28 protein-coding genes and 1 riboswitch are annotated in these 24,615 nt (G+C 35.5%); of the genes, 23 read left to right on the plus strand and 5 right to left on the minus strand.

From position 1 onward, the window contains the following. The first annotated feature begins 11 nt into the window (after positions 1-11). Both NST63_RS02190 and NST63_RS02195 read left to right on the plus strand, forming a co-directional pair. Positions 12-461: a hypothetical protein gene (locus NST63_RS02190; RefSeq protein ID WP_071977308.1), complete on the plus strand. Its 450-nt coding sequence runs from the start codon at positions 12-14 to the stop codon at positions 459-461. Continuing rightward, the gene (locus NST63_RS02195; protein ID WP_071977307.1) at positions 458-877 is read left to right on the plus strand and encodes an NUDIX hydrolase; all 420 of its coding nucleotides are present in this window, start codon (positions 458-460) and stop codon (positions 875-877) included. Before NST63_RS02190 ends, NST63_RS02195 begins: the two co-directional genes overlap by 4 nt. 71 nt (positions 878-948) lie before the next feature. On the opposite strand, the gene NST63_RS02200 is transcribed toward NST63_RS02195, so the two are convergent. Continuing rightward, complete coding sequence (locus NST63_RS02200; RefSeq protein WP_058006871.1) at positions 949-1,629, minus strand: LrgB family protein; 681 nt, start codon at positions 1,627-1,629, stop codon at positions 949-951. Continuing rightward, positions 1,595-1,999, minus strand: coding sequence for a CidA/LrgA family protein (locus tag NST63_RS02205; RefSeq protein ID WP_071977305.1), 405 nt, complete (start codon positions 1,997-1,999; stop codon positions 1,595-1,597). Before NST63_RS02205 ends, NST63_RS02200 begins: the two co-directional genes overlap by 35 nt. A gap of 121 nt (positions 2,000-2,120) precedes the next feature. Between NST63_RS02205 and cidR the strand changes: the two genes are divergently transcribed. The 4 genes from cidR (at position 2,121) to NST63_RS02225 (ending at position 4,895) form a co-directional block, all read left to right on the plus strand. Next, positions 2,121-3,017: a cidABC operon transcriptional activator CidR gene (gene cidR / locus NST63_RS02210; RefSeq protein ID WP_071977304.1), complete on the plus strand. Its 897-nt coding sequence runs from the start codon at positions 2,121-2,123 to the stop codon at positions 3,015-3,017. A gap of 43 nt (positions 3,018-3,060) precedes the next feature. Beyond that, positions 3,061-3,483 carry a YkvA family protein gene (locus tag NST63_RS02215; protein WP_373312693.1) on the plus strand — a complete coding sequence of 141 codons (423 nt, stop codon included), beginning with the start codon at positions 3,061-3,063 and terminating at the stop codon, positions 3,481-3,483. Between the two features lie 214 nt (positions 3,484-3,697). Next, the gene (locus NST63_RS02220) at positions 3,698-4,294 is read left to right on the plus strand and encodes a DedA family protein (protein WP_341041165.1); all 597 of its coding nucleotides are present in this window, start codon (positions 3,698-3,700) and stop codon (positions 4,292-4,294) included. 112 nt (positions 4,295-4,406) lie between these two features. Next, positions 4,407-4,895, plus strand: a complete 489-nt coding sequence (locus NST63_RS02225) for a DinB family protein (RefSeq protein ID WP_071975525.1) — start codon at positions 4,407-4,409, stop codon at positions 4,893-4,895. Positions 4,896-5,158: 263 nt separating this feature from the next. Here NST63_RS02225 and NST63_RS02230 read toward each other — a convergent pair whose 3' ends face one another. Beyond that, positions 5,159-5,368, minus strand: a complete 210-nt coding sequence (locus tag NST63_RS02230; RefSeq protein WP_071975524.1) for a hypothetical protein — start codon at positions 5,366-5,368, stop codon at positions 5,159-5,161. 444 nt (positions 5,369-5,812) lie between these two features. Here NST63_RS02230 and NST63_RS02235 point away from each other — a divergent pair, with 444 nt between their 5' ends. From NST63_RS02235 to NST63_RS02250, 4 genes are all read left to right on the plus strand, one after another. Then, positions 5,813-6,991 carry a NupC/NupG family nucleoside CNT transporter gene (locus NST63_RS02235; protein ID WP_058003989.1) on the plus strand — a complete coding sequence of 393 codons (1,179 nt, stop codon included), beginning with the start codon at positions 5,813-5,815 and terminating at the stop codon, positions 6,989-6,991. Positions 6,992-7,346: 355 nt separating this feature from the next. Then, positions 7,347-8,036, plus strand: a complete 690-nt coding sequence (locus NST63_RS02240) for a response regulator transcription factor (RefSeq protein ID WP_071975523.1) — start codon at positions 7,347-7,349, stop codon at positions 8,034-8,036. Continuing rightward, positions 8,026-9,141, plus strand: a complete 1,116-nt coding sequence (locus tag NST63_RS02245) for an ATP-binding protein (RefSeq protein WP_079991174.1) — start codon at positions 8,026-8,028, stop codon at positions 9,139-9,141. The genes NST63_RS02240 and NST63_RS02245 overlap by 11 nt, the downstream gene beginning before the upstream one ends. A gap of 238 nt (positions 9,142-9,379) precedes the next feature. Continuing rightward, positions 9,380-10,273 (plus strand): D-alanyl-D-alanine carboxypeptidase family protein, encoded by an 894-nt coding sequence (locus NST63_RS02250; protein ID WP_341041166.1) that lies wholly within the window; start codon positions 9,380-9,382, stop codon positions 10,271-10,273. A 20-nt stretch (positions 10,274-10,293) separates the two neighbouring features. Here the strand turns inward: NST63_RS02250 and NST63_RS02255 are convergent, their stop codons facing one another. Next, complete coding sequence (locus tag NST63_RS02255) at positions 10,294-11,703, minus strand: FMN-binding glutamate synthase family protein (RefSeq protein ID WP_212946127.1); 1,410 nt, start codon at positions 11,701-11,703, stop codon at positions 10,294-10,296. Between the two features lie 170 nt (positions 11,704-11,873). Here NST63_RS02255 and NST63_RS02260 point away from each other — a divergent pair, with 170 nt between their 5' ends. From NST63_RS02260 to NST63_RS02305, 10 genes are all read left to right on the plus strand, one after another. Next, positions 11,874-13,451 (plus strand): spore germination protein, encoded by a 1,578-nt coding sequence (locus NST63_RS02260; protein WP_242598340.1) that lies wholly within the window; start codon positions 11,874-11,876, stop codon positions 13,449-13,451. Between the two features lie 37 nt (positions 13,452-13,488). Then, the gene (locus NST63_RS02265; RefSeq protein ID WP_212946129.1) at positions 13,489-14,661 is read left to right on the plus strand and encodes a Ger(x)C family spore germination protein; all 1,173 of its coding nucleotides are present in this window, start codon (positions 13,489-13,491) and stop codon (positions 14,659-14,661) included. Positions 14,662-14,926: 265 nt separating this feature from the next. Further along, entirely contained in the window at positions 14,927-16,021 is a 1,095-nt protein-coding gene (locus tag NST63_RS02270; RefSeq protein ID WP_341041167.1) for a GerAB/ArcD/ProY family transporter, read from the plus strand. A gap of 46 nt (positions 16,022-16,067) precedes the next feature. Next, complete coding sequence (locus NST63_RS02275) at positions 16,068-17,165, plus strand: GerAB/ArcD/ProY family transporter (protein ID WP_341041168.1); 1,098 nt, start codon at positions 16,068-16,070, stop codon at positions 17,163-17,165. Between the two features lie 64 nt (positions 17,166-17,229). Beyond that, a complete protein-coding gene (locus NST63_RS02280) occupies positions 17,230-17,910 on the plus strand; it encodes a Dph6-related ATP pyrophosphatase (protein WP_242598341.1) in 681 nt (226 codons plus the stop codon). A 153-nt stretch (positions 17,911-18,063) separates the two neighbouring features. Continuing rightward, the gene (locus tag NST63_RS02285; protein ID WP_341041169.1) at positions 18,064-19,104 is read left to right on the plus strand and encodes an ArsR/SmtB family transcription factor; all 1,041 of its coding nucleotides are present in this window, start codon (positions 18,064-18,066) and stop codon (positions 19,102-19,104) included. Continuing rightward, positions 19,105-20,304: an MFS transporter gene (locus tag NST63_RS02290; protein WP_341041170.1), complete on the plus strand. Its 1,200-nt coding sequence runs from the start codon at positions 19,105-19,107 to the stop codon at positions 20,302-20,304. A 180-nt stretch (positions 20,305-20,484) separates the two neighbouring features. Beyond that, positions 20,485-20,625, plus strand: a complete 141-nt coding sequence (locus NST63_RS02295) for a hypothetical protein (RefSeq protein WP_158022185.1) — start codon at positions 20,485-20,487, stop codon at positions 20,623-20,625. Positions 20,626-20,680: 55 nt separating this feature from the next. Beyond that, a complete protein-coding gene (locus tag NST63_RS02300; RefSeq protein WP_071975514.1) occupies positions 20,681-20,914 on the plus strand; it encodes a hypothetical protein in 234 nt (77 codons plus the stop codon). A gap of 223 nt (positions 20,915-21,137) precedes the next feature. Continuing rightward, positions 21,138-21,374, plus strand: a complete 237-nt coding sequence (locus NST63_RS02305) for a spore germination protein (RefSeq protein WP_058004002.1) — start codon at positions 21,138-21,140, stop codon at positions 21,372-21,374. Positions 21,375-21,409: 35 nt separating this feature from the next. Here the strand turns inward: NST63_RS02305 and NST63_RS02310 are convergent, their stop codons facing one another. Then, complete coding sequence (locus NST63_RS02310; protein ID WP_058004003.1) at positions 21,410-21,883, minus strand: hypothetical protein; 474 nt, start codon at positions 21,881-21,883, stop codon at positions 21,410-21,412. Positions 21,884-22,223: 340 nt separating this feature from the next. Between NST63_RS02310 and NST63_RS02315 the strand changes: the two genes are divergently transcribed. From NST63_RS02315 to NST63_RS02325, 3 genes are all read left to right on the plus strand, one after another. Beyond that, positions 22,224-22,562: a L,D-transpeptidase gene (locus tag NST63_RS02315; protein ID WP_071975513.1), complete on the plus strand. Its 339-nt coding sequence runs from the start codon at positions 22,224-22,226 to the stop codon at positions 22,560-22,562. Between the two features lie 148 nt (positions 22,563-22,710). Beyond that, positions 22,711-22,829: riboswitch (SAM riboswitch) on the plus strand. Positions 22,830-22,913: 84 nt separating this feature from the next. Further along, positions 22,914-23,939, plus strand: coding sequence for a methionine ABC transporter ATP-binding protein (locus NST63_RS02320; RefSeq protein ID WP_341041172.1), 1,026 nt, complete (start codon positions 22,914-22,916; stop codon positions 23,937-23,939). After that, complete coding sequence (locus tag NST63_RS02325) at positions 23,929-24,591, plus strand: methionine ABC transporter permease (RefSeq protein ID WP_058004006.1); 663 nt, start codon at positions 23,929-23,931, stop codon at positions 24,589-24,591. Before NST63_RS02320 ends, NST63_RS02325 begins: the two co-directional genes overlap by 11 nt. Positions 24,592-24,615: the final 24 nt, after the last annotated feature.

Consider the following 24,615-nt stretch of genomic DNA (forward strand, 5'->3'; position numbering starts at 1 on the left):
GAGAGATAAAAGTGAATCCTATTGTCGATCAGTTAACACAGTGGAAAGATTATTTAGAGAAAATAAAAGAGGGAACCCATGAGGAATTTTTTCAGCCGATTAGTGAGGGGAAATGGTCAAAAGCAGCAATAATTACTCACATTATGTTTTGGGATCGTTTCTTTTATGAAGAACGTTTGCCAAGCATGATTGAGGGGGGGAGTTTAGCCGGAATCACTGCAGAGCAAGTAGAGGAAATGAATAAAGATGCTGAAAGCTATGCTCACTCAGGGATCAGTTTATACGAAATTATTGATGGCGCCATTAAGCAGAGAACAAGACTTGTGGAGAACTTACGGCAACTAGATTTATCGAAAAGTTTCTTAATTAATGGAAAACAGCACAATCTTGAGTCCTATGTGAAAGGGGAATATGAGCATGATCTCCACCATTTAAAACAACTAAAGGAGTTAGGGAAATGAAGAATTGGGTAGGTTCAGCAGGTGTTTGTGTCAATGCCCAAGGGAAATTATTAATGGTACTCCAGGGAAAACCTGAGGAAGAGAAAAAATGGTCTGTGCCTTCAGGAGGACAGGAGAGGGGGGAAACACTGGAGGAGTGCTGTAAGAGAGAGGTATATGAAGAAACGGGATATGAAGCAGAAATTATAGATAAATTATTTGTTAAACATACAGAATTGGACGGTTATAACATTGAGGTACATTACTTTTCTATAAGGATTGTAGGAGGGAAGGCAGTAATCCAGGATCCTGATCAATTAATTCATGAAATCGCATGGGTGACGAAAGAGGCATTGAAGGAAATAGAATTAGCCTTTCCTGAGGATCAGGATTTTCTTTTACACCAAATGGAGAATGTTGATCTACTAAAAAAATAATCACTTCTACTAGTTATTGTTTTTTCGAAATTTAAAAAAGGGCTAATAGTTAGCCCTTTTTCAGATAAATATTAATGCAAGATATGCATATAAATCCAAGGCGAAATACAGAATGATGTAATCGCTGCTAATACCATGCAAACGCTAGAAACGGCCCCTGTTGCACTGCTAAGCTCCAGTGCCTTCGAGGTTCCTGCTCCGTGTGAGCTTGTACCAAGTAATACGCCTCTTGCAATTTCACTCTTAAAGCCAAAGATACGAATAATCCAAGGTCCAAGGATCATGCCGATAATTCCTGTCATAATTACAAACACTGCAGTGATGGTAGGAACTCCACCTATTTTAGATGAAACTCCCATTGCGATAGGCGTGGTAATCGAATAGGGGATAATACTTGTAACCAATGTTTTATTTAACTGTACAAGCCATGAAATACTAAATGAAGCAAGAATAGACATCATACAACCAAGTAACACACTAAATAAAATTTCACGTAAATATTTTTTTAAAATAGGATAATAGCGATAAAGTGGAATGGCTAAGGCAACTGTAGCCGGCTGCAGTAACTTAGTTAGCCACTTTGCTCCGGAATTATAAGAATCATAACTAATATGAAAAAGTGCTAGGACAAATATGATTAATATGGGTGCCAGCAATAGCGGAGAGAAATATACTTTCTTCTTTTTTGTATACCACCATTTAGCTCCCCAATAAATACTAGCGGTGAGAATTAAGAACAGTAGGATCAGCATTTTTTATTTTCCCCTCCTTTTGTTTGGCCATTTTTTCAGCTAACAATCCTGAACAAATCATCACAATAGCGGAACTAATAACGATAACTGCTATTATTTTAAGTCCATTATCCATTAATAGGTGTTTATATTGAATGATTCCAACAGCTGAAGGAACGAAGAAAAGGAGCAACTCAGCAACTAACCAATTTCCTCCAACTTCAATCCACTTTAGCTTTACGACTTTCGTTTGTAATAAAATAAATAATATAACTAATCCCAAAATACTACCTGGAATGTTGAGATGAAGCCATTCTGAGACTTCTCCTAGTATATAAGTAAAGATACAAAGTATCATTATTTGAAGACAACCAATGAATATTTTTTTCATGTTGTACACCTTTCTAGTGAAAAAATTTCCCTCTAATAAAGTGTACATCGGGTAATGCTATAGGTAAAATGAATATATAGAATAATAGTCATTCTCAAAAGTTATAAGAGGTGTACCAAAAGTGGACATTCAACATTTAAATTACTTTGTAGCTGTGGCTACAGAAGGAAATTTTACGAAAGCTGCTCAAAAGTTATATGTGTCACAACCATCGATAAGTAAAATGGTGAAAAATCTTGAGGATGAACTTGGTGTCATTCTATTTGATCGAACGGGTAAGCATGCAAAGCTGACAGATGCTGGTGAAAAAATTCTTGTTCAAGCGCAAAATATTATTAAATCCTTTCAAAACTTACGATCGGAATTAGATGATTTAATGCAGTTAAAAACAGGAATCATTCATATTGGTTTACCTCCAATGGTGGGATCGCGCTTCTTTCCTAAGGTAATACAAGCCTTTCACCAACACTATCCGAATATAACTGTACAGCTTGTTGAAGATGGGGCTAAAAAAATTGAAAGAGATGTTGGCAATGGTACACTAGATCTAGGAGCCGTTGTTTTACCGATAAATGAAGATCAGTTTCATACTTTTTCATTTGTAAATGAGAAGTTAATGGTTGTTACTCATCCTTCCCATCCACTTAGTAAAAGAAAACAACTCCAGCTCGTTGATTTAGAGGCTGAACCATTTATATTATTTGCTAAAAATTTTGCCCTACATGATCGAATTATAATGGAGTGCGTACGGAAAGGATTCCATCCAAATATTATTTATGAGAGTTCACAATGGGATTTTATTAGTGAAATGGTTGCCGCTAATAATGGGGTGGCGCTTCTTCCTGAAACGATTTGTAAACAAATTGGTCATGACAGGGTCTCACGTATTCCGCTGATTGATCCAGTGATTCCTTGGCATTTAGGAATAATATGGAGAAAGGATCGATATTTGTCATTTGCAGCTAGAGAGTGGATTCGTTTTACACAAATGTTTATGATGAGAGAAAAGAGTCAATAAAATAAAAGTGTAAAGGTAGGTATATAGGAGGGAATATAAGAAAATGGCAAATGAAATGGAGCCAATAAATACAGAAGAATTAAAAACAAGAATGGAAAGAGCAAAAAAACATTATTCGAATAAAAAACTTTGGGACAAGCTGAAAAATGTTGGAAAGAAAGCAGGTGGCATAGTAGTTTATGCCGTGCTTTTACTGTATTACACTTTACAAAAGCCAAGTGTCCCTGTAAAAACTAAAGCAATGATTATTGGAGCGCTTGGTTATTTTATTTTACCTATAGATTTAATTCCAGATTTTATTACAGGAGTTGGTTATGTAGATGATTTAGGTGCACTTGGAGCAGCTATTTTACAAGTCGCCACTCATATTGACCAAGATATTAAGGATAAAGCCAAAAACAAATTATCTACTTGGTTTGGAGAAGATATTGACACATCAGCCATTGATGAGAAATTAACTAACTAATTTCTAGTATACGGGTGCTTGTTATTAGAGCATTGCAACTAATTTAACCGTTGTTTTTTGCAAAAGAATTATCGCTATCCATTTCCTGTTTCTTTGACAATTTTAGCAATGATTAAAAAATAAAAGCCAGATGATCTGTTTATACGGTATACTGTCTGTAGTCTTGTTCGTATAAGAGGCAATCTAGGTTTCTTGGTCATATATGGAGGAAAAAATGGGAGAGTTTATTCAATCAATCTTAAATTTTTTAACTGACCTTGGTTATTTTGGGGTCGCTCTAGGTCTCATGATTGAGATTATTCCAAGCGAAATCGTGTTAGCTTATGCTGGATATCTTGTTTCACAAGGACATATCAACTTTGTCGGAGCCATTATAGCTGGTGTAATCGGTGGAACTATCGCACAACTTTTTATTTATTGGATTGGAGCATATGGTGGTAGACCTTTCTTAAAAAAATATGGCAAATATATTTTTATTCATGAAAGGCACATTGATATAGCCGAAGATTGGTTCAATAAATATGGATCAGGAGTAATCTTTACTGCGAGATTTATACCAGTTGTGAGGCATGCTATTTCGATTCCAGCAGGCATTACGAAAATGTCTCTGAAAAAATTCACTTTATATACAACGCTAGCGATCATTCCTTGGTCCATTTTATTCGTCTATTTAGGTGATAAACTGGCTTCGAATTGGAAACATGTGAATGAATTTGCAAAGCCGTATATTCAACCAGCAATGATCATTGCAATTGGGTTAATCATGTTATATTTCATATATAAGTGGATAAAAAAACAAAAAAATAAATAAGCATACTTGGGCCGTCTATCTAGATTGGCCTTTTTTATGTTTGCTAAAAGGACTTTTTAAAGAAGATACAGAATTCATAGTATAAGCTAACATTTAAAGGAGTGGATTAAAGATGAGTACAAGCCAAATAAGGGACCTTTTATTTTCGGAATTATACGTAGCTGTACGGACAACTAAGGAGCTGTTGAAGAAAATTACAGAGGAGGATTTTTCCTTTCAACCGAATGATAAAATGCGGAGCTTATTAGAACAAGCCAATCATTTAGTGCAGATTCCTTACATAGATCTTGCAATTGGACAAGAAAAAAGCGAGGAAGAGATTCGAGAATTAGAAAAGAAATTATATTCTAATGATGTATATGAGCTGGGAACAGTGATGGAAACAGGCTTTAATGAACTTAAAAATTATTATGAATCGATGTCAGAGGAAGAATTCGTTGGTAAGGTGACTAAGCCGTTTTATTTTACTCCTGATATGGAAGGACATACGCAAGCAAAATGGTTGATCGAGATAACTACACATGCCTTTCATCACCGCGGACAGCTATTTAACTATTTGAAGGAATTAAATAAAGAGGTAAATATGTTTGATTTGTATTAGGCTAAACATATAGAGGGTTGACTATTCATTAATAGACAACCCTCTTTTTATATAAAATGGGGGGACCATTTTATTCTTAGCATGATTTCAATAACGATGTACGCTGATTACTATGTTTATTTATTAAAAGGCTGTTTTTGTGATACGTGTAGCAATTCTCAGTCAATATTTAATCGTTATCACTTTACTTAAATAGCCACAATGTTTGAGAAGAGAGCTATTAAAAAGAGATGTGAACTCAGATAAGGTGACATGTCAATAATTTATTGTTGAGAAAATTTCCATCGTTTATGGAGTAAATCTTCAATGGAATGAGCAATCTTTATTTTATCCCTTTTCTGGAGTGCCTTTTTTATGGACTGTACTTCTAACTTTGTGACGGAAAGCCCAAAATACTTCGCTAATGTTTTTTCTACATTTGCACCATTCAACACTTCTGCTGCTATTGGTTGTATTTCTTTGGTTTGCTCCATGTTTATCCCTCCTAAGCTTTCTCTTTAAGCTAATGATAAAGGGTAATGTTTAAATTACAATGAAGATTTTTTTAAGACATTATTAAGATTATTAATAAAAAGAGACATGTTCCTCATACTTTTACAAATACTATAAAATATTGGGTGAAAATATATTGGAATAGAGAGTATAGTGTAATATTTCTGAATGCAACCCTTTCCATTGTGAATCGGAAACTTTTATGTTTTAATTTGAAAGGAGTTTAATTCACTGGTGTTATTTTTAATAGGGATAAAGAATTTCATCATCCGTTAAACTTGAAAAAAAATTAGAATATGTATGTAACATCACTTGCATTTATTATATTAATAAAATATTTAATGGGGAAGGATGGAAGGGGGTCTACATTCCGCCATTGTATGTTGTACGCAAGGTGAGAAATACATCAGAATGGAGGAAAAAGGATGAAGTATATCATTTCTATCATCGGTTTGCTGGTTGTTTTGGGACTAGCACTTATAGCGAGTAATAATCGTAAAAAGGTTCATTATAAACCGATCATTTTAATGATTGTGATTCAAATTGCATTAGCTGCATTATTATTAAATACAAAATTTGGATTAATATTAATTAAAGCAATTGCCGAAATATTTACAAAGCTATTGGAATACGCAGGAGAAGGGATTTCTTTTGTATTTGGTGGATTAGCGAATAAGGGAGAAGCCCCCTTTTTCTTAACAGTATTACTTCCAATTGTTTTTATTTCTGTTCTTATAGGGATATTCCAATATTTAAGAATACTCCCTTTAATCATGAAGGGAATTGGCTTATTATTAAGCAAAATTAATGGTATGGGTAAATTAGAGTCATATAATGCTGTTGCTTCTGCTATGGTAGGGCAGTCTGAAGTATTTATTACAGTGAAAAAACAATTAGATCATCTGCCTGCACACCGCCTGTATACATTATGCGCATCAGCTATGTCGACCGTGTCAATGTCTATTGTAGGGGCATATATGACAATGATTGAACCAAAATATGTAGTTACGGCACTTGTTATCAATTTATTTGGTGGATTCATTATTGCTTCTATCATCAATCCATATAAGGTAGAAGATAAGGAAGATATATTGGAGATTCAAGAAGAAAAACAAAGCTTCTTTGAAATGTTAGGAGAATATATTCTCGATGGGTTTAAAGTAGCCATTATTGTTGGTGCTATGTTAATTGGTTTTGTTGCTTTAATGGCAGCTATTAATAGTGTGTTTGACTTGATCTTTGGCATTTCATTTCAGGATATCCTTGGATACATTTTTTCTCCAGTTGCCTTTATTATGGGAATCCCATGGTCGGAAGCGATTAAAGCAGGAGGAATTATGGCTACAAAGCTTGTGACCAATGAATTTGTTGCCATGATTGATTTAACCAAAATCCAGTCAAGCTTTAGCCCAAGATCTATTGGGATCATTTCAGTGTTTCTTGTATCATTTGCAAACTTCTCGTCTATTGGCATTATAGCTGGAGCAGTGAAAGGACTTAGCGAGAAGCAAGGAAATACAGTTGCTAGATTTGGATTGAAATTATTGTATGGTGCTACTTTAGTTAGTATCTTATCTGCGATAATAGTTAGTTTTGTTTTATAATTTAGGCTCTTTTCTCAAACATTGTTGCTATTTAAGTAAAGTTATAACTATTAAATAATCGACTGAGGATTGCTACAAGTATCAATTTACTGAGAAAGTGCTGCAATCTCCATAAAGAACCGTTAGAATCCTTTATTGGGAGTAAAAGCCGGCAGTTGGGCTTTTACAAAAGCAATAAACTATACGAAAACATCCATAATTTAAAAGGCTCATTTGTATTAGAAATTTTACAGGTGAGCCTTTTTTATTCTCCTAATAAATTCAGACTTTCGTTCTTTCTCATTCATTGGTAGACTTTCTTATAGAGGAGTATTTTCTAAAGAATGATCAATATCATTAATGAATGGAGATTCATATGAAAAATATATTGGTTGTAGATGATGAACGAGAAATTGTCAATTTAATCACCATCTATTTGCAAAATGATGGGTTCCATGTGTTAAAGGCATATAATGGTGTTGAAGCTTTACAGATCATTACGAATCAACAGGTAGATTTGATGATACTGGATATAATGATGCCTGAAATGGATGGAATAGAATTATGTCGTACGATTAGGGAAAAGAATCAAGTTCCTATTATTATGCTAAGTGCAAAAGGTGAGGATATGGATAAGGTTCTTGGGTTAATGACAGGAGCAGACGACTATATGATCAAACCTTTTAATCCATTGGAATTAATGGCTAGAGTGAAATCTCTGCTTAGACGCTCTTATCAATATAAATTGGAGACACAATCGACAGAAAGTGAAATCATTAAAATAAATTCACTTGAAATCAATCGTGCGTCCCATCAAGTATTAAATAATGGCTTCCCGATAACTTTAACAGCAAAGGAATTTGATATTTTATATTTACTTGCGAGTCATCGTGGTCGAGTGTTTAGTACTGAGGAGATTTTTGAAAGAGTATGGGTGGAAAAATACTTTGCTTCAAATAATACAGTCATGGTTCATATTAGTCATTTAAGGGACAAGCTTGAAAAAGAATTAGGATATAAACTGATTAAAACAGTATGGGGAGTGGGGTATAAGATTGAGGAATAGATTTGTCAATCAAATACAAGGAAAGATCATGCTTCTGATTTTAAGCAGTTTATTGTTATCGGTTATTACAGAGGCAATCCTTTTTTTTATTTTATATATTTTGAAAAACATGTCTGTGATTCCTTATCGATTTTTATATAGTTTATATCGTTTTGACCAAAAGTATGGATATTTTTATATAACGGTTATTATCTTTTTTCTTTTATTTTTCTTATTTGTCCTCTTACTTAGCAGAGCTTGGGGAAAGGACTTTTATAAGGTATTACTTGGGACTAAGAAAATTTCTGAAGGAGAGTTTGATTTCCAAGTCCCTGTGTATTCGAATAATGAGCTTGGGGAGATGGCAGGAAATATCAATCGAATTTCTGAACAATTACATCAATCGATCCAGGAAGAACGTAGGGCTGTTCAGGCCAAGAATGAGTTAATCACTAATGTCTCTCATGATTTACGGACCCCTCTAACATCAATTATGGGCTATTTGCGTTTAATTGAAGAGGATAGGTATAAGGATGAAGTAGAGCTTCGTTATTATGTAAATATTGCTTATGAGAAAGCAATGAACCTAGAAAAGATGGTCAGTGATTTATTTGAATATACTAGGGTGAATTTCGGTGCCTTACGCCTAAATAAAACGGAAATAGATCTTATTCAACTATTGTCACAGATCACCTCTCAATTCATTCCGCTTCTTGAGGAAGTTGGATTGGAAGTAGCATTAGTTACTAAGGATGAAAATATGATGATTAAGGCTGATCCTGATAAATTAGTGAGGGTGTTCGATAATCTAATTTCTAACGCGATGAAGTATGGAGAAAATGGTAAAAAAATCATAATAAGAGCGAAAAAAATAGACAATTCTGCCGTGGTTGAAGTGATTAATTACGGAAATCCGATCCCTTCGGTTGATCTTCCATACATCTTTAACCGTTTCTATCGTGTAGAGAAATCTCGCTCACTAGATACAGGAGGAACTGGCTTAGGTCTTGCGATTGCTAAAAGCATCGTCGATCTACATGATGGGAAAATTGAAGTAACAAGTAATGAAATCGAAACGAATTTTAAAATTACTTTACCTTTAGATCAAATCGCCTATATTGAGTAGGTGATTTTTTTTTATTCTTTTATTATGCAAAAGATGGAAGCGAATATGTCTGTAATTAGTAAAAAAAGGCAAAAATAAATTCAGGAATAATCTACCTTATCTTCATTCTTAAGAAACTTTTAAGAAATTATTACAATGCACTTAAACAAAATAGGGTAGATTGAAAAGACTCATTTCTAATAATGGCATGATCAGGAAATGATTTTTTAGTTAGAAGAATTTAAGGGGAGAGCAATAAGTGAAGAAGTTTATTTTATTATGTTTCATCTTATTTTTAACCGGCATTTTATATAGGTATTCCGATGGTATTAAAGATCGCATAAAGGAAATATCCGTATCATCAAGCGAACAATTAATTAATGGGGAAGCGGGAGTCTTGATGGATGAAAATAGTGGTGAGATCCTTTATGCTAAAAATGCAAATGAACGTTTATATCCAGCAAGTACAACAAAAATACTAACCGCTTTAATTGCTTTGAATAAAGGAAATATGAATGATACTGTCCACATAGGAGATGAAGTAACGTTAAGAGAACCAGATGAAAGCTCAGCTGGACTAAAACCTGGCCAAAATCTTTCTCTAAAAGTATTATTGAGAGCAATGCTCCTACCTTCCGGGAATGATGCTGCAAGAAGTGTAGCAGTATATGTTGCCAAAAAAGAGAGTAATAATCCACATATGTCATCAAAAGAGGCTTTAGACTATTTTGCACAACTAATGAATCAGGAAGCAAATAGGATAGGAGCGAAACATTCACATTTTGTTAATCCTCATGGACTTCATAACCCTAATCACTATTCAACAGCTAAGGATTTAGCACTTATTGCAAGAGAGGCTAGAAAGAATTCTGAATTCCGTGAAATAGTTAGTGAGGAGATGTATAAGGATGCTAACCATACATATTACAATCGTAACGAACTAGTGAATCGAGGTAGTCAAAATTATTACCAAGGAGCTAATGGCATTAAAACAGGTTTCACTGATCAGGCTGGATATTGTTTAGTTTCATCTGCTTCAAGAAATGGGAAAAATCTTATTGCAGTTGTTTTACATTCAACCAATTCGGATGTTTGGAGTGATTCAACGGCTATGCTAGAGTATGGTTTTGAGGAGAAGTATGCCAGTAAGTGAGGAAACTTCTCCTCTATCCTTTATTTTGTTTCGCTACCAACCCATGGTTCAAATGAAAATGGTATACCAATCATCCGTGCAGTCAACTCTTCATAGGACACTAGATCTTTTTTAGAAAGATCTTTTAATGAATGCTTTCCCATTGCTCTTAGTGCCATTTTCATTTCTTCTACGCTTGCTGTCAGAAATTTTTCTGCAGATGCTGCCCCTTCTTCAAGATCAAATTGATTTTTATATTTCCCTTGATTCCAAACGACTTGAGTAGGAGGTTCAAATGGAAGTGGTTTCGTTGATTGGCTATGTGAAACAGTAAATAACATAGCTGATCCAATATATACCGCATCTGCGCCGAGTGCTAACACTTTTAGAAAATGCCCTGGTACGAAGAGTCCTCCAGATACAATTAAGCTAACTTGTCCCTTTATTTGCTTTTTTTCAAAATGATTCGCAGCTCTAACAACCGCATGTAGGGTTGGGATACCAAAGTCATCAGATAAAATCGGCGGGGCCCCGTGTGTTGCTGCTTGACCACCATCTATGGCAATATAATCAACACCTAGTTCAATTAAATGGTCAATATCTTCTTCTATTTTCCCCCCTGCCCCTATTTTAGCTCCAATCGGAACACCTCCGGAAATATTTTTCAGTTCCTCAATTAGTTCCTTTAGATTTTCTAGAGTTTGATTTTGAAAAAATTGTTCATAAATTACAGCATCCTCATTTTCTTTGAGCCCCATAATGTTACGAGCTCGACCTGTGAGGTTTTTAGGAGAGATTTTCCCTCCCATACCGACTAGAGCCCCTTGACCTAATTTAATTTCAATCATGTCTGCACGTTTAATCAGTGTTTCTTCTTTTGACCATTCAGTTTTAGAGAATTGCAATATGTATTTATCTGCAGCGTCCAGTTCCTCTGGTAAAATACCTCCTTCACCGGAATTAATGGCTGTACCTGTATTTTTCGCTGCTCTAGCTAGCGCGATTCTAACCTCTTCACTTAAGGCGATTCCATAGGCCATTCCACTAATAATAAGAGGGATTTTAAGCTTAAGTGGTTTTTCTGCTTTAGGTCCAATTGTAACTGTTACGTCCACCTCTTCCTGTCCATCGATGGGGAATGGCGATGTCTGTGCTGGGATAAATGTAATTGGATCGAAATGAGGCCATTTTTTTGAGGAACCTAGCGGCCGATGTAAAACATCTCCAGTTTCAGCACGAAGGCTATTTTCTAGAACATTTTGAATCCCCATATGCTTGAAACCAGGTAGCAGTTCCATAAGATTTTCTTGATAACTATCAGTTAAAATGATCTTTCCAATCTTTTTAACTAGACGTCTCATTATCCAGCGCCAAAAAAAGAGCAGAATAATGAGGATGATAATGATTAACAAGATCATTCCATCTGCCAAAAGGGATAGTAGATTTGGCATATCTTCTTCTCCTAATTCTCAAGAATAAGTATAAACGCCTTTTTATTATTTACTAAGAAATGAAAATTATAGTTGTAAATTAACTAATTAAAGGATTTTGGTGAATAAATTGGAAGGAAAGAAGAATCCTAACTATGATAGAGATCCGACCTGTTATTGGAGGGACAAGTTTGATTCGTAATATAAGCAAGCTACTTAAGAAAACAAAGAACAAGGATCATCATGATCAAAAAAAACAGAGTGGTTCAAAACCGCAAGATTGCCTTTCGGCAGATTTTCAGCAAAATGTCCAAGCACTCCAATCGATATATGAACATAGTTCAGATGTTATTTTTCGTTCCTTTTTTCTTTTTGGAAAAATACGGGCGATGATTATCTATATTGAAGGTTTATCTAATACTGATGGGATCGATGAATATGTACTTTTGCCATTAATGAAAGAAGAGAATATAGAGAAAATTTCTACGGAATTACTGGAGTATCGATTACCTATTGCAAAAGTGAAAAGGGCGGAATTGCTAGCAGATTGTATTGAATCAATATCTAACGGGAACCCAATTTTACTCTACGAAGGAGAAGTGAACGCATTTTCCTTAGGGTTAGCTAAATGGGAAAAACGGAGTATTGAAGAACCTGTGGCAGAATCCGGTATTAGGGGACCAAGAGAAGGATTTAATGAGTGTTTACGCATTAGTACATCTCAGCTGAGAAGAATCATTAAAAGCCCTGCCCTAAAAATTCAATCAATCATTATTGGAAAATATACGAGAACAACAGTAGCTATTGCGTATATCGAAGGTCTTGCTAACAAAAATTTGATTGAAGAGGTAAGCAATCGATTGAAGAAGATTGAGATTGATGGAATATTGGAAAGTCAATATATTGAGGAACTTATTGAAGATTATCCATATTCACCTTTTCCTCAGTTGTTATCAACAGAACGACCAGATATTGCCTGTGCAAATTTATTGGAAGGGCGTATTGCTATTTTAATTGAAGGGACTCCTTTTGTCTTAATAGCCCCTATTTCCTTTTTTAGTCTATTACAGTCTCAAGAGGATTATTATCAAGGATTTATGGTTGGTACATTAATTCGTTGGCTCCGTTATTTGTTTCTTGCTATCTCGCTCTTATTACCTTCTCTCTATGTAGCAGTTACGACGTTCCATCAGGAAATGGTACCGAGTGAATTACTCCTTAGTGTTGCAGCAGCAAGGGAATCGGTTCCTTTTCCTGCATTAGTAGAGGCGTTAATGATGGAAGTTACTTTTGAAGCGCTTCGAGAAGCAGGGATTCGTTTACCTAAGCAGGTCGGTGCTGCTGTTAGTATTGTTGGAGCACTTGTTATAGGACAAGCCGCTGTACAAGCAGGGTTAGTATCGGCACCAATGGTGATTGTCGTTGCTATTACTGGAATTGCATCGTTTATGATCCCGCGCTATATTGCAGGGATTGCTATACGAATGATTCGTTTTCCGATGATTGTCCTTGCTGGTATTTTCGGCTTGCTAGGAATTGTTATGGGACTAATAGCGATAGCCATTCATTTATGTACCATCCGCTCCTTGGGTGAGCCTTATTTAGCTCCGATTGCACCACTGAAACGCAAAGAATTAAAGGACGTATTGTGGAAATCTCCTTTATGGATGATGGACCAACGACCACATTTTACTGGATCATATAATAAATATCGTCAATCTACAGATCAATCACCGAATCCAAATAGGGGAGGAGAAACGGAGAACTAGTATATCACATCCCATATTGGAAGGAGAAAGTCATTTGATGAGAGGTATCATATACTTGGCTCTATTTGGTGGATCCCTTCTTTTATTATCGGGTTGCTGGGATCGAGTAGAAGTAAATGATTTAGCTATTATCACAGCAGCGGCTATTGATAAAAAAGAGGATGATCGCATTGAACTGTCTCTCCAAGTGTTTATCCCAAGAGCAATGAGCAGTGGAGGAGGGCAGGGAGGCGGTGGTGGAAGTGGCGAGCCAGTAACGTTTGTATCATCTTACGAAGGGAAGAATTTAGCAGAAGCTCTTTCAAAACTTCAGACAGAGTTACCTAGAAAAGTTTTCTGGGGACATTGTCATATTTTTATCTTTGGGGAAGAAGTGGCGAGAGAAGGGATACAAGATCATTTAGATTTTTTGCTACGTCATCCACAGCCTAGGGAGAGGGCGTTTGTATTTGTTAGTGATGGAAAGGCAAGACCATTAACAGAATTGCAAACACGCTTGGAGAATTTTTCCGCAGAAACCATTCGCCGTCAGGCAAACTTAGGAGTGGGATTAAAGACGACGATGCAAAAGTTAGATGAAATGCTAGCAAGTGAAGCTCAAGCAGCTGCTCTCCCTTTTATTAAACTATCTACAGAAAAAGGCACACAAAGTGATTATCAATATCCACATATTGTAGGTACAGCTGTTTTTAAAAAGGACAAAATGGTTGGTACGCTATCCTTAGCTAAAACAAGAGGAGTCATTTGGTTGAAAAATGAAATAGAGGAATACACAGTAACGTTGAAACCTAAAAACATAGATGGAGATATATCGCTTAATCCGGTCTCTACTCATGTCGCAATGATTCCCCATATTTATAATGATGAGTGGGAAATGGATGTAAACATTAGAACGGAGGGAGCAGTTGTACAAAATAGGACAACAATGGACCTTACTAATCCTAGCTCGATTCGATTAGCGGAAATTGCATTTCAGAAGGATATTAAACATCGAATTGAATCGACAATTCACGAATTACAGCAAGAGTTAGATACCGATATTTTAGACTTTGCCAAGGAATTTCATCATAAATATCCGAAACATTGGAGGAGTGTTAAAAATCGTTGGGATGAAATTTTTCCAGAAGTAAAAGTAAATGTAAATGTTAAAGGGAATATACGGAGACAGGGGAATATAAACGAATCAGTTAAAAGTAGAGAAGAGAGGTGAGGGAAACTGAGGTGGGGTGCATTTGCTATAACTACATTAATTGTTTTGGTCACCATTGTATTTCAGAAGTCTCAACTAAAGAAGAAACCTAAAAAAGATAAATTTGCATTTTTTATCCTTTTATTTATTGGCTGGATGCTATCCATGTTTGATTTATCAAATATGAGTGGCCCGATCACATGGGTTACTGCAATTTTTAGACCAATCGGTCAGTTCATGGAAGAATGAGTCTTCTTCTGTTTTTCTTATGGAAAGGAGTTAGTTAATGGAGAAGGGGAAAATAACCTCACTTCAGATGGCATTGCTGATGTATCCTACGATTGTAGCAACTGCCATTCTTGCTGTTCCAAGCTTAACTGCGAAATATGCCCAACAGGATCTATGGATTTCACCAATATTAGCATCAGTGGTGGGTTTATTTACAGTGTATGTAACGTGCCGTTTGAATAAACTGTACCCAAACAAGACAATCGTTCAAATGAGTGAAAACATTATGGGTAAAGTTCCAGGTAAACTAATTACATTATTTTTTCTTTTCTTTTATATTCATGTTACCGGACTAATTGTTAGGGATTATAGCGAATTTCTTGTTGGTTCCTTTTTCTTCAAAACACCTATTACGATTATTTCAGGGTCAATGGTATTCCTTTGTGCCTTAGCTGTTCGGGGAGGTATCGAAGTATTAGGTAGAATGGCTCAATTATTTTCACCGGTATTTTGCATTCCTCTTATCATATTAATCCTTTTATTAATTCCAGAATTTAAAATAAGTAATCTCTCCCCTGTACTGGAGGGAGGTTTTTTCCCAGCGATGAAAGGAGCGATTGTTCCAAGTGGCTGGTTTAGCGAATTTTTTATAATGATTTTCCTTCTCCCTTTTTTAAATGAGAAGAAAAAGGGGATGAAATATGGAATGGTAGCAGTTGTGGTAGTTATGCTAACACTAGTGGTAGTTAATCTCACCGTTCAATTAGTTCTCGGGACTACTACAGCGACGAAAGTATATCCTTTGATGAATGTAAGTCGATATATCGGAGTTGGGGATTTTTTTGAGCATTTGGAGTCAATCTCGATGGCGATTTGGATCATGGGTGCCTTTGTGAAAATATCTGTATTCTACTATGCAGTTTCTTCTGGGATAGCACAGTGGTTTAATTTATCAGATTTCCGTTTAGTTATCTGGCCCTTAGCCATCTTGATAGTAGAATTCAGTTTCTGGTCCATTCCTAATATTATGGAATATTCTCGTTTTGATTTTATTGCCTTTCCTTTTTACGCTATTTTCATACAAGTAATTATACCTGTATTTTTACTAATAATTGCGACGATACAAAAGAAAAGGGAAAGTAAAAATAAGTGATGAAGTAAACAGAGTATAGTTAATTATGTTACAAAGGGGCAAACAGATGGAGAAAGGAAAAATTTCATCCCTTCAAATGGTGTTGTTAATGTACCCTACCATTCTTGCAACGGCTATTCTTTCGGTACCTAGTGCAACAGCTAAATACGCAAATCAGGATTTATGGCTTTCTCCTATAATTGCGGCAATATTTGGGTTTATAACTGTCTATATCACTACACAATTACATAAAATGTATCCCAGTGAGACTTTTATTCAAATGAGTGATCGTATTATTGGGAAATTTCTTGGGAAGCTACTTGGCCTTATTATCTTGTTTTTTTACTTATTAAATACGGGGCAAATTGTCCGATCCTATAGTGAATTTATTGTTTCTGCCTTTTTAAGTAAAACACCAATTAGTGTTATTACTGGCTCAATGATTTTACTCTGTGCTTTGGCAGTTTATGGTGGGGTAGAAGTTTTGGGAAGAATGGCTCAATTGATATTTCCGCTATTAATTGTACCACTCTTGTTTTTCACGATATTAATTAGTCCTGATCTTGATTTTGGTAATATTCTTCCCATACTGGAGAAAGGGGTAACCCCTGCATTTAAAGGAGCTGTTGTTCCAGGGGGCTGGTTTACTGAATTTTTCATTATTAGTTTTTTTCTTCCCTTTTTAAATGATAAACAAAAGGGAATGAAATATGGCATTTTAGCGGTGGTATACGTTATGCTATCGTTAGTTCTAGTCAACTTAATTGTCCTTTTAGTTCTTGGGACAACAGTGAGCTCAAAGGATTATCCGCTAATGGTGGTAGGGCGATATATAAGTATTGGCCAAGTGTTTGAAAATCTTGAATCGTTTATAATGGCAATTTGGATATTAGGAGCATTCGTTAAAATATCAGTTTTTTATTATGTGACGGCAATAGTGACTGCCAATTGGTTGAATGTATCCAATGTTAAGCCATTAGTTTGGCCAATTGGCATTCTGATAGTAGAATTCAGCTTTTGGGCACTTCCTAGTAGAACGGAAGTGGAGCGTTACGATAATTTCACTTTTCCTTTTTATGGTGTACTTATTCAGACCCTAATTCCACTGATCTTATTAGTTGTAGCAATAATAAAAAATCGAAAAAAGAAGAATGCATCTACATGATATAGGGTTCAATTATGTACATGCCTCCATGGTACAATAAGTAATACAAAGGAGGATGGACAAAATGGATGTCAGACAAGTAAAGAGTAAAATTGCTCTCTCATGGAGCGGTGGAAAGGATAGCTGTTTTGCTCTTCATGAACTAACAAATCAGGGCTTTGAAGTGAGTTGTCTAGTGACTACTGCTCCTAAAGAAACCGGTGTAACGTTCGCACATGGAGAGAGAATTGAACTCATAGAGGCACAAGGAAGGTCTTTAGGAATACCTGTACATATTATTCATTGTACTTTTGATACATACACAGATGATTTTCGAAAAGAGCTAACTCAATTAAAAAATCGTTACCAGTTAAAGGGAATTGCCTTCGGGGATTTGTATTTAGATGGTCATCGAGAATGGGGAGAAGCTTTAGCTAAGGATACGGGTTTAGAGGCTCTGTATCCTTTATGGATGCAACAAAAGGATACATTACTTGAGCTTTCAAAATTTATTGATTCTGGATACCGAGCTATCGTCATTCGGGTGATGCGCGAAAAATTATCCGATGAGTGGCTAGGAAAACAGCTTGATGGCCAGTTTCTTGAGGATATTCAAAAATATGATATTTGTCCGATGGGTGAGTCTGGAGAATATCATACATTTGTTTATGATGGTCCATTGTTTCATGAAGAAATTAAGATTCGGGTAGGTAACAAGCTTAAGGAAGATTTATCTAATAGATTAGAAGTTTTCCTTATAGAATAGTAGTAGAAGAAGCGATTGATTCTCGAATAAAGAATGGATCGCTTTTTTGAACTGAAAATGGTAATCCGTTCTATAAAAATAGTACAGTGTGTTCGAAAAATATTGAATAATTTATTCGGGAAGTTTACAATACATAGAAAAGGGGGCTGCAAATTGAATGTAATTGATATGTCATTTAAACGAACAAGCTATGAGGTAGAAGTAAAATATTCAATTTTATATGAATGTGTGTTAGGGATAGCGATGATTACTTATCCTAAATTAAAGGGGAAATTAGAGAAGTCTGAATCCTATTGGGAGCATTTAAGAAATAGTCTTTCAGAATCATTGGATGCAGAATTGCAATATTGCCAGGAACATAATACTTGGAAAATACTTCTTCAGCTCTTACATACACAGGATTTTGATTCCCTTCCAAGCTTCTTAGCATTTCTAGCAAATGTATCAAACCAACAATTAGTCTATCATGCGCTACCATTTTTAGAAGAATCCCAACAGCATGTTCGTGAGGCTGCCTCAAAAGGTGATAAAGATGCCTTTAGCCAAATGATTTTAGCTAGTAGACAGCATAATTTTTTTCCGAATCTGATTCATTTTATTTCAGAGGTTGATCAAGATGAGTTAAGACGTCACCTCATTTGTTTAATGAATGGGTGGTTCCTTGAAGTTATTGAAAAAGATAAAGAAGAAACAAAACGAATATTGAAAAAGGACTTTGAGGAAAAACAAAGGATGATGAATAAAGTATCCGCCGAGGAATTTGTCCAATGGGCTACAGGAGAGGAATATAAACCGGAAACAAATATAAGTAAGGTACTGCTTATTCCACACTATATTTACAGCCCCTGGACAATTCATGCAAATTTAGAGGGTATGAAAGTATTTTATTACCCGGTGAGCCAAACAAGTCTTTCTGATGAGCCGGATGTTGCATTATTAGCCCAATTTTATAAAGCTCTTGGTGATGAAAAGAGATTAAAAATAATCAAACTCCTCCATCAGAAGGATCGATCTTTAAAGGATTTAACTGATATTTTAGGAATTGGAAAAACGACTGTTCATCATCATTTAGTTATTTTGCGGTCTGCACAAATAATTAAGATGAGAGATTCAACTTATTCTTTGGTGCATCACACATTAAGTACGCTAAAACCTAAACTATTAGAATTTTTGCAAGAAGAGGACAATAAGTGAATGAGAAGAGATTATTCTATTACACTATTATTTCTTAGTCAAATAATCTCAACATTTGCTAGTACATTTGGAACATTTTGTATTTCTTGGCTTGTTTATGATGTAACAGGTTCAAAAATGGCGATGGGAGGGCTGTGGCTTGTAAGTATAATCGGCCAGTTAATTGTACAGTTATTTGCTGGTCCGTTTATTGATCGCTGGAAACGAACAACGATGATGAAACTATCAGAATGGTTAAGAGTATGTACTTACTTATTCGTTTTTATTTTATGGGTGTTTAACCAAAACTCAGTAGGGATTTTATATATTTGTTCATTTATCAGTTCGATTGTTGTTTATGATTCAGCAGCAAGTGCCTTAATTTCAAAGTTAGTCAATGGTGATCATCTAGTGAAAATCAATGCAAGAATATCTGGACTCGTTCAGCTGATGAGATTCCTTTCCTTACCTATTGCTGGATTCATAATGGGGAATATAGGAAGTGTGAAAAGTCTACTCCTTATTATAATTTTATATAGCTTTTCTCTAAGTAGTTTATATTTCATTCATGAACTAAAAAGTCGAGTTTCTCGCAAACAAACCTGGATGCAACAATTCAAGGCAGGAATCCAGATCTACCAACAGTATAAAATCCTTCTTTTATTAGGGTTATTAGTATCCGTTACTAGTTTTGGAGTTTTTGCCACACAAGCAATGTATCTTCCTTATGTATCTGAAGTATTAGATGGTTCCTCCTTTGAATATAGTCTGTTTGCTGCTGCATTTCCATTTGGTTATATCATTGGGACGTTTATTGTAGGGAAGTTGAAGCAACCAAAAAAATATTTATATGTAGTCATGAGTTCCTCCTTATTTATTGGTGGTTGTACCTATATAGGATTAGGTTTAACAAAAGCAATCATCGTCGCCTTATTGATTGAGACAATTGCCGGAATCGTCATGCCGTTTTGGAATGTTTTTAGTACCACGCTATATCAGCGGCTTGTCCCTGAAACAATTTTAGGTCAGGTGATGTCCGTCCGTTTTCTTTTAACAAAAGCAGTTGTTCCTTTAGGGGTTGTTTATGGAACTTTCGTTGCTACAAAAATTAGTCTACCCTTTTTATTTTTATCGATTGGAGGAATTATTTGTTTCGTCTCTGGATTGGGTTTATGTTATCTAGTTATGTATTCTTCAAAACGTGAACATGTAATCCAGTGATTGATGGTATTGGCAAATAGCTGTTCTTCTTTTCATTATGGGGAATATAAATTTTATAGTGGGATGTGGAAGGAGGTTAAATGAAAATTACTCATGTTTGAAATAACAAACATTAACTTAGATCATATAAAAATTAACTCTTCGGATCATGGGAGTTCAATTTCTTTCGGTTCAACAGTGATGATTGGCAAGAGAGTATATGCAAAGAAAAATCAAGCATTTGGTCAAAATTTAGCTGATTCTATCATTCAGCTGACTCCAGTTTCTATAACTATTGATGACGATTTAGAGGATACGTTTAGTAGTAAACATTCTTTATAACAAACATGGTGTTTTCTGTTTTCTGGATTATTCCTTCCTAAAAGGGGGAGATTTGATGATATTTGCTCCAGTTACGATTAACTTTCAAAGCCTAAAAGTAAATTCCCTTGATCATTCCGCAGTATTAAATATGGGAACGAATCAATATTTAGATATTTTTGTTTCGTACAAGAGGAATCAAGGACTTGGTGAACAAAATGGTGATTTTGCTCAAATGCTGCTACCAGTTTCAGTGGTTGCTGATTCAGATGTCCTTGATTCACCATCAGTCAAAAATAGTCTTATATAAATGCTGTTTTTGTATAGTTTGTTGCCTTTGTAAAAGCACAACTGCAGGCTTTTACATCCATAAAGGATTCAGCAATTTTAATGGAGTTTGTAGCTCTTTTTTCAATGTAATGAAAGGCGCAGCGGTCTTCAGCCGATAGTTATTTGCTAAAACATTTCTAAACTGCAAAATTGATTAAGGAAAGAGCCAATATAAAAGATAGAAGCTTTGGGAGTGGTTATCAATGTTCTTTTTCACACCAACCGTTGTAAATATGCTAGGTTTTAAGATTAATTCAGTGGATAATTCATCTGTAATTAATGCTGGCCCCGTTCAAGCCATTGACCAGTTTACTTCATATAAGCGCAACCAGGCATTCGGAGAACAGAATGGGGATTTTTCTTTAATGAATCTCCCCTTATCCTCTGTTGTTGATCCGGATATTAGTGATAGTGCAACTGCCAAAAACAGTTTTATTTAGTATATGGATGTGTAAAAGCACGATAATGAGTGCTTTTACACATGAAATATACTCTCAAGTACAACCAAAGGATCGTAATATGGTCTTCCGAATTCGCTACCGGTATAGTAGAATTCAGGATTCTCCAGATAACTAAATAATGTATTTTCCTTTTTTATTTCCCATTTTAACTGTTCTTCTTCAGTGTCAAACTGATATGAGGCGGACCGTGTTGGTGTTTTGTATTTAACAGATATGGAGGCGATTGTTTCTCTATCCTTTAATATAAATATAGTCGGGTCGCCCTTTGAAAAAGCAGTAAACTCTAAGGAATCGAAAGCTGCGCGAACAGTCAAGTGACCTGCGTTTACAACAAGCCCTCTTTCTCTAAAATAATCTTCAAAGGCATCTAAAAAATCCTGAACTTTTTCTTTCAATATCGGTTGAATATTATTCTCCAATAATTTACTATTTAGTTCTTTTATTTTATTTAACTCGAATGTTAATTTTTCTAAATCACTTTTGCTCATGATTATCAAGCTCCTTATGATTGTTAAATATATTTTACCAAAAATTCTCCTCCATGATGTTATTTGTCTCTAATAGAATAGGTTAAGAACAAGAGAACCTTTCATGACACCGAGAAAAGAACTACAAACTTCATAATAACACTGAACCCTTTATTAGAAGTAAAAGTCGGCAGTAGGACTTTTGCAAAGCAACCAACTATCTGAACAGCTTTTGGTTCAAAGGAAACGAGTCTTGAGGCATTGAAAATGATTGTATCTATTTGATACATACTAAATTTTTTTATGTCTATTTGGTTCATTATCCATGAGTATGCATAATGTATGAATGGAGGTGGGGAAAGTGGCATATGAAATTCATGTATCAACAGCAAAACGCCGTTTGACATTGTTGAATGCCGGAAGAGTTGTCAAAACCTATCCAATCGGGGTGGGGAAGATGCTGACCCCTACACCTAAAGGGGTATATACAATCATCAATAAACAGCCAAATCCAGGAGGTCCATTCGGTATCATGTGGATGGGATTATCGAAGCCGCACTATGGAATACACGGGACTAATAATCCTGCCTCAATTGGGAAGCTGGTTTCACATGGGTGTATTCGAATGTACAATAAGGATGTTCTTTCCCTTTCGAAAATTGTTCCGATAGGCACTAAGGTGAGCATAAGCCGAAATTAGTGGTTAAAAAGGAATCCACTATGTCGAATTCATAGATTTCATTAAAAAAAAATTATTTGAGAAAAATGAAAAAAGATATTGACTTATATTATATTTCGGAATATTATTGAACATAATTAATTGAACAAAAATTAAATAAAATGACTATTACTTATCCAGAGAGGTGGAGGGACTGGCCCTGCGAAGCCTCGGCAACGGGTTTGCTATTTTGCAAATACCGTGCTAATTCCTGCAAGCTGATTGTTTTATCAGCTTGAAAGATAAGAAGTAGAGCGGTTAATATAAACCCTTCTTCTTATCTGTGTGTGGATAAGAAGAAGGGTTTTTTTGTTCTTGAGAGGAGAATACAACATGATTAAGTTTGAAGGTGTAAGTAAGGTTTTCCAGTCAAAAGGCAGAGAAGTTGCAGCTGTGCAGGATGTCTTCTTATCGATTGAAAAAGGGGAAATATTTGGTGTCATCGGCTTCAGTGGAGCCGGGAAAAGTACCCTACTTCGGCTGGTAAATCTATTAGAACGACCAACATCTGGAAAAGTGATTGTTAATGATCAGGAAAATTTATCGCTTACAGAGAAGGAACTCAGGATGATGAGGCAAAGAATTGGAATGATCTTTCAGACCTTTAATCTATTTAACTCCCGAACGGTGTTTGGAAATGTTGCTTATCCATTAAAACTTGCGAAGGTGCCAAAACAGGAGATTAATCGTAGAGTAACAGAGCTTTTACAATTTGTAGGATTAGCAGATAAAGCGAAGTATTATCCTGAACAATTGTCTGGTGGTCAAAAACAGCGGGTTGGTATTGCAAGAGCCCTTGCTACATCTCCAGATATTCTTATCTGTGATGAGGCTACCTCTGCATTAGATCCAGAAACTACTAGTGATATTTTGAATCTGTTAAAAAAGGTAAATGAAGAATACAATGTGACCATTCTATTAATCACCCATGAAATGCAAGTCATTCGCAATATATGTGACAGAGTAGCAGTGATGGAAAACGGAAGGGTCATAGAGGAAGGATCGGTTTTTGATATTTTCACAAATCCAAAAACACAAACAACTAAGAATTTTATTAGTTCTGTTTTAAATGACAAAATCTCTTCTAAACTATTTGAAAAATTACGATCTAACCCATCAAGTCGCTTATACAGATTAGTTTTTACTGGGGAAGAGACAAGTAAACCGTTGCTTTCTGATATTGCGAAGTCCTATCAAGTAGATGTTAATATCATTTACGGCAATATTAGTGAGTTACAGGAAGTGCTTTTTGGCCAGCTTATCGTTGAATTACAAGGGACAGATCATGAAGTGGATAAGGCAGTGAAGCATTTAGAAAGATTTGTACAAATAAAGGAGGTTACAACTCATGCAAGTTGATTGGAGTACATTTTGGCCCAGAGTAGTGCAGGCATCGGGTCAAACAGTGACTATGGTTATTTTTACATTAATCTTTTCAACAATCATTGGAACGATTATTGGTTTACTCCTTTTCGTCACTCGAAAAGGCAATATTTTAGAAAATAAAACGGTATCTACTATCTTAAATATTTTAATAAATATTATTCGACCGATTCCATTTATTATTTTTCTCGTTGCCATTAGCCCAATTACTAGGATGGTGATGGGGTCAACCATTGGAACAGCTGCAGCCATCTTTCCGATGACAATAGCAGCATCCTTCGGAATTGCACGTGTGGTCGAAAACAATCTTGTATCGATCGATCCGGGGATTATAGAAGCAGCGAAGGCCATGGGGGCAGGTAAGCTACAAATTATCTTCGGAGTATTAATCCGTGAAGCCTTGGGTCCACTAATTTTAGGAATTACCTTTATCACCGTTGGATTAATTGATTTTTCAGCCATGGCAGGTACAGTAGGTGGCGGTGGCCTTGGAGATTTGGCGATGACCTATGGTTATCAACGCTTTGATACGCAAGTGATGATTGTGACAGTTGTGTTATTGATTATTCTTGTGCAAATTGCTCAATTTGTTGGTAACTACTTAGCGAGAATTTTTCTTCGTAGATAAAAATAAAGCACTAATAAAAACATC

Origin of the sequence: Heyndrickxia sp. FSL W8-0496 (genome assembly GCF_038007825.1) — a bacterium.
GTDB classification, from domain to species: domain Bacteria; phylum Bacillota; class Bacilli; order Bacillales; family Bacillaceae_C; genus Heyndrickxia; species Heyndrickxia oleronia.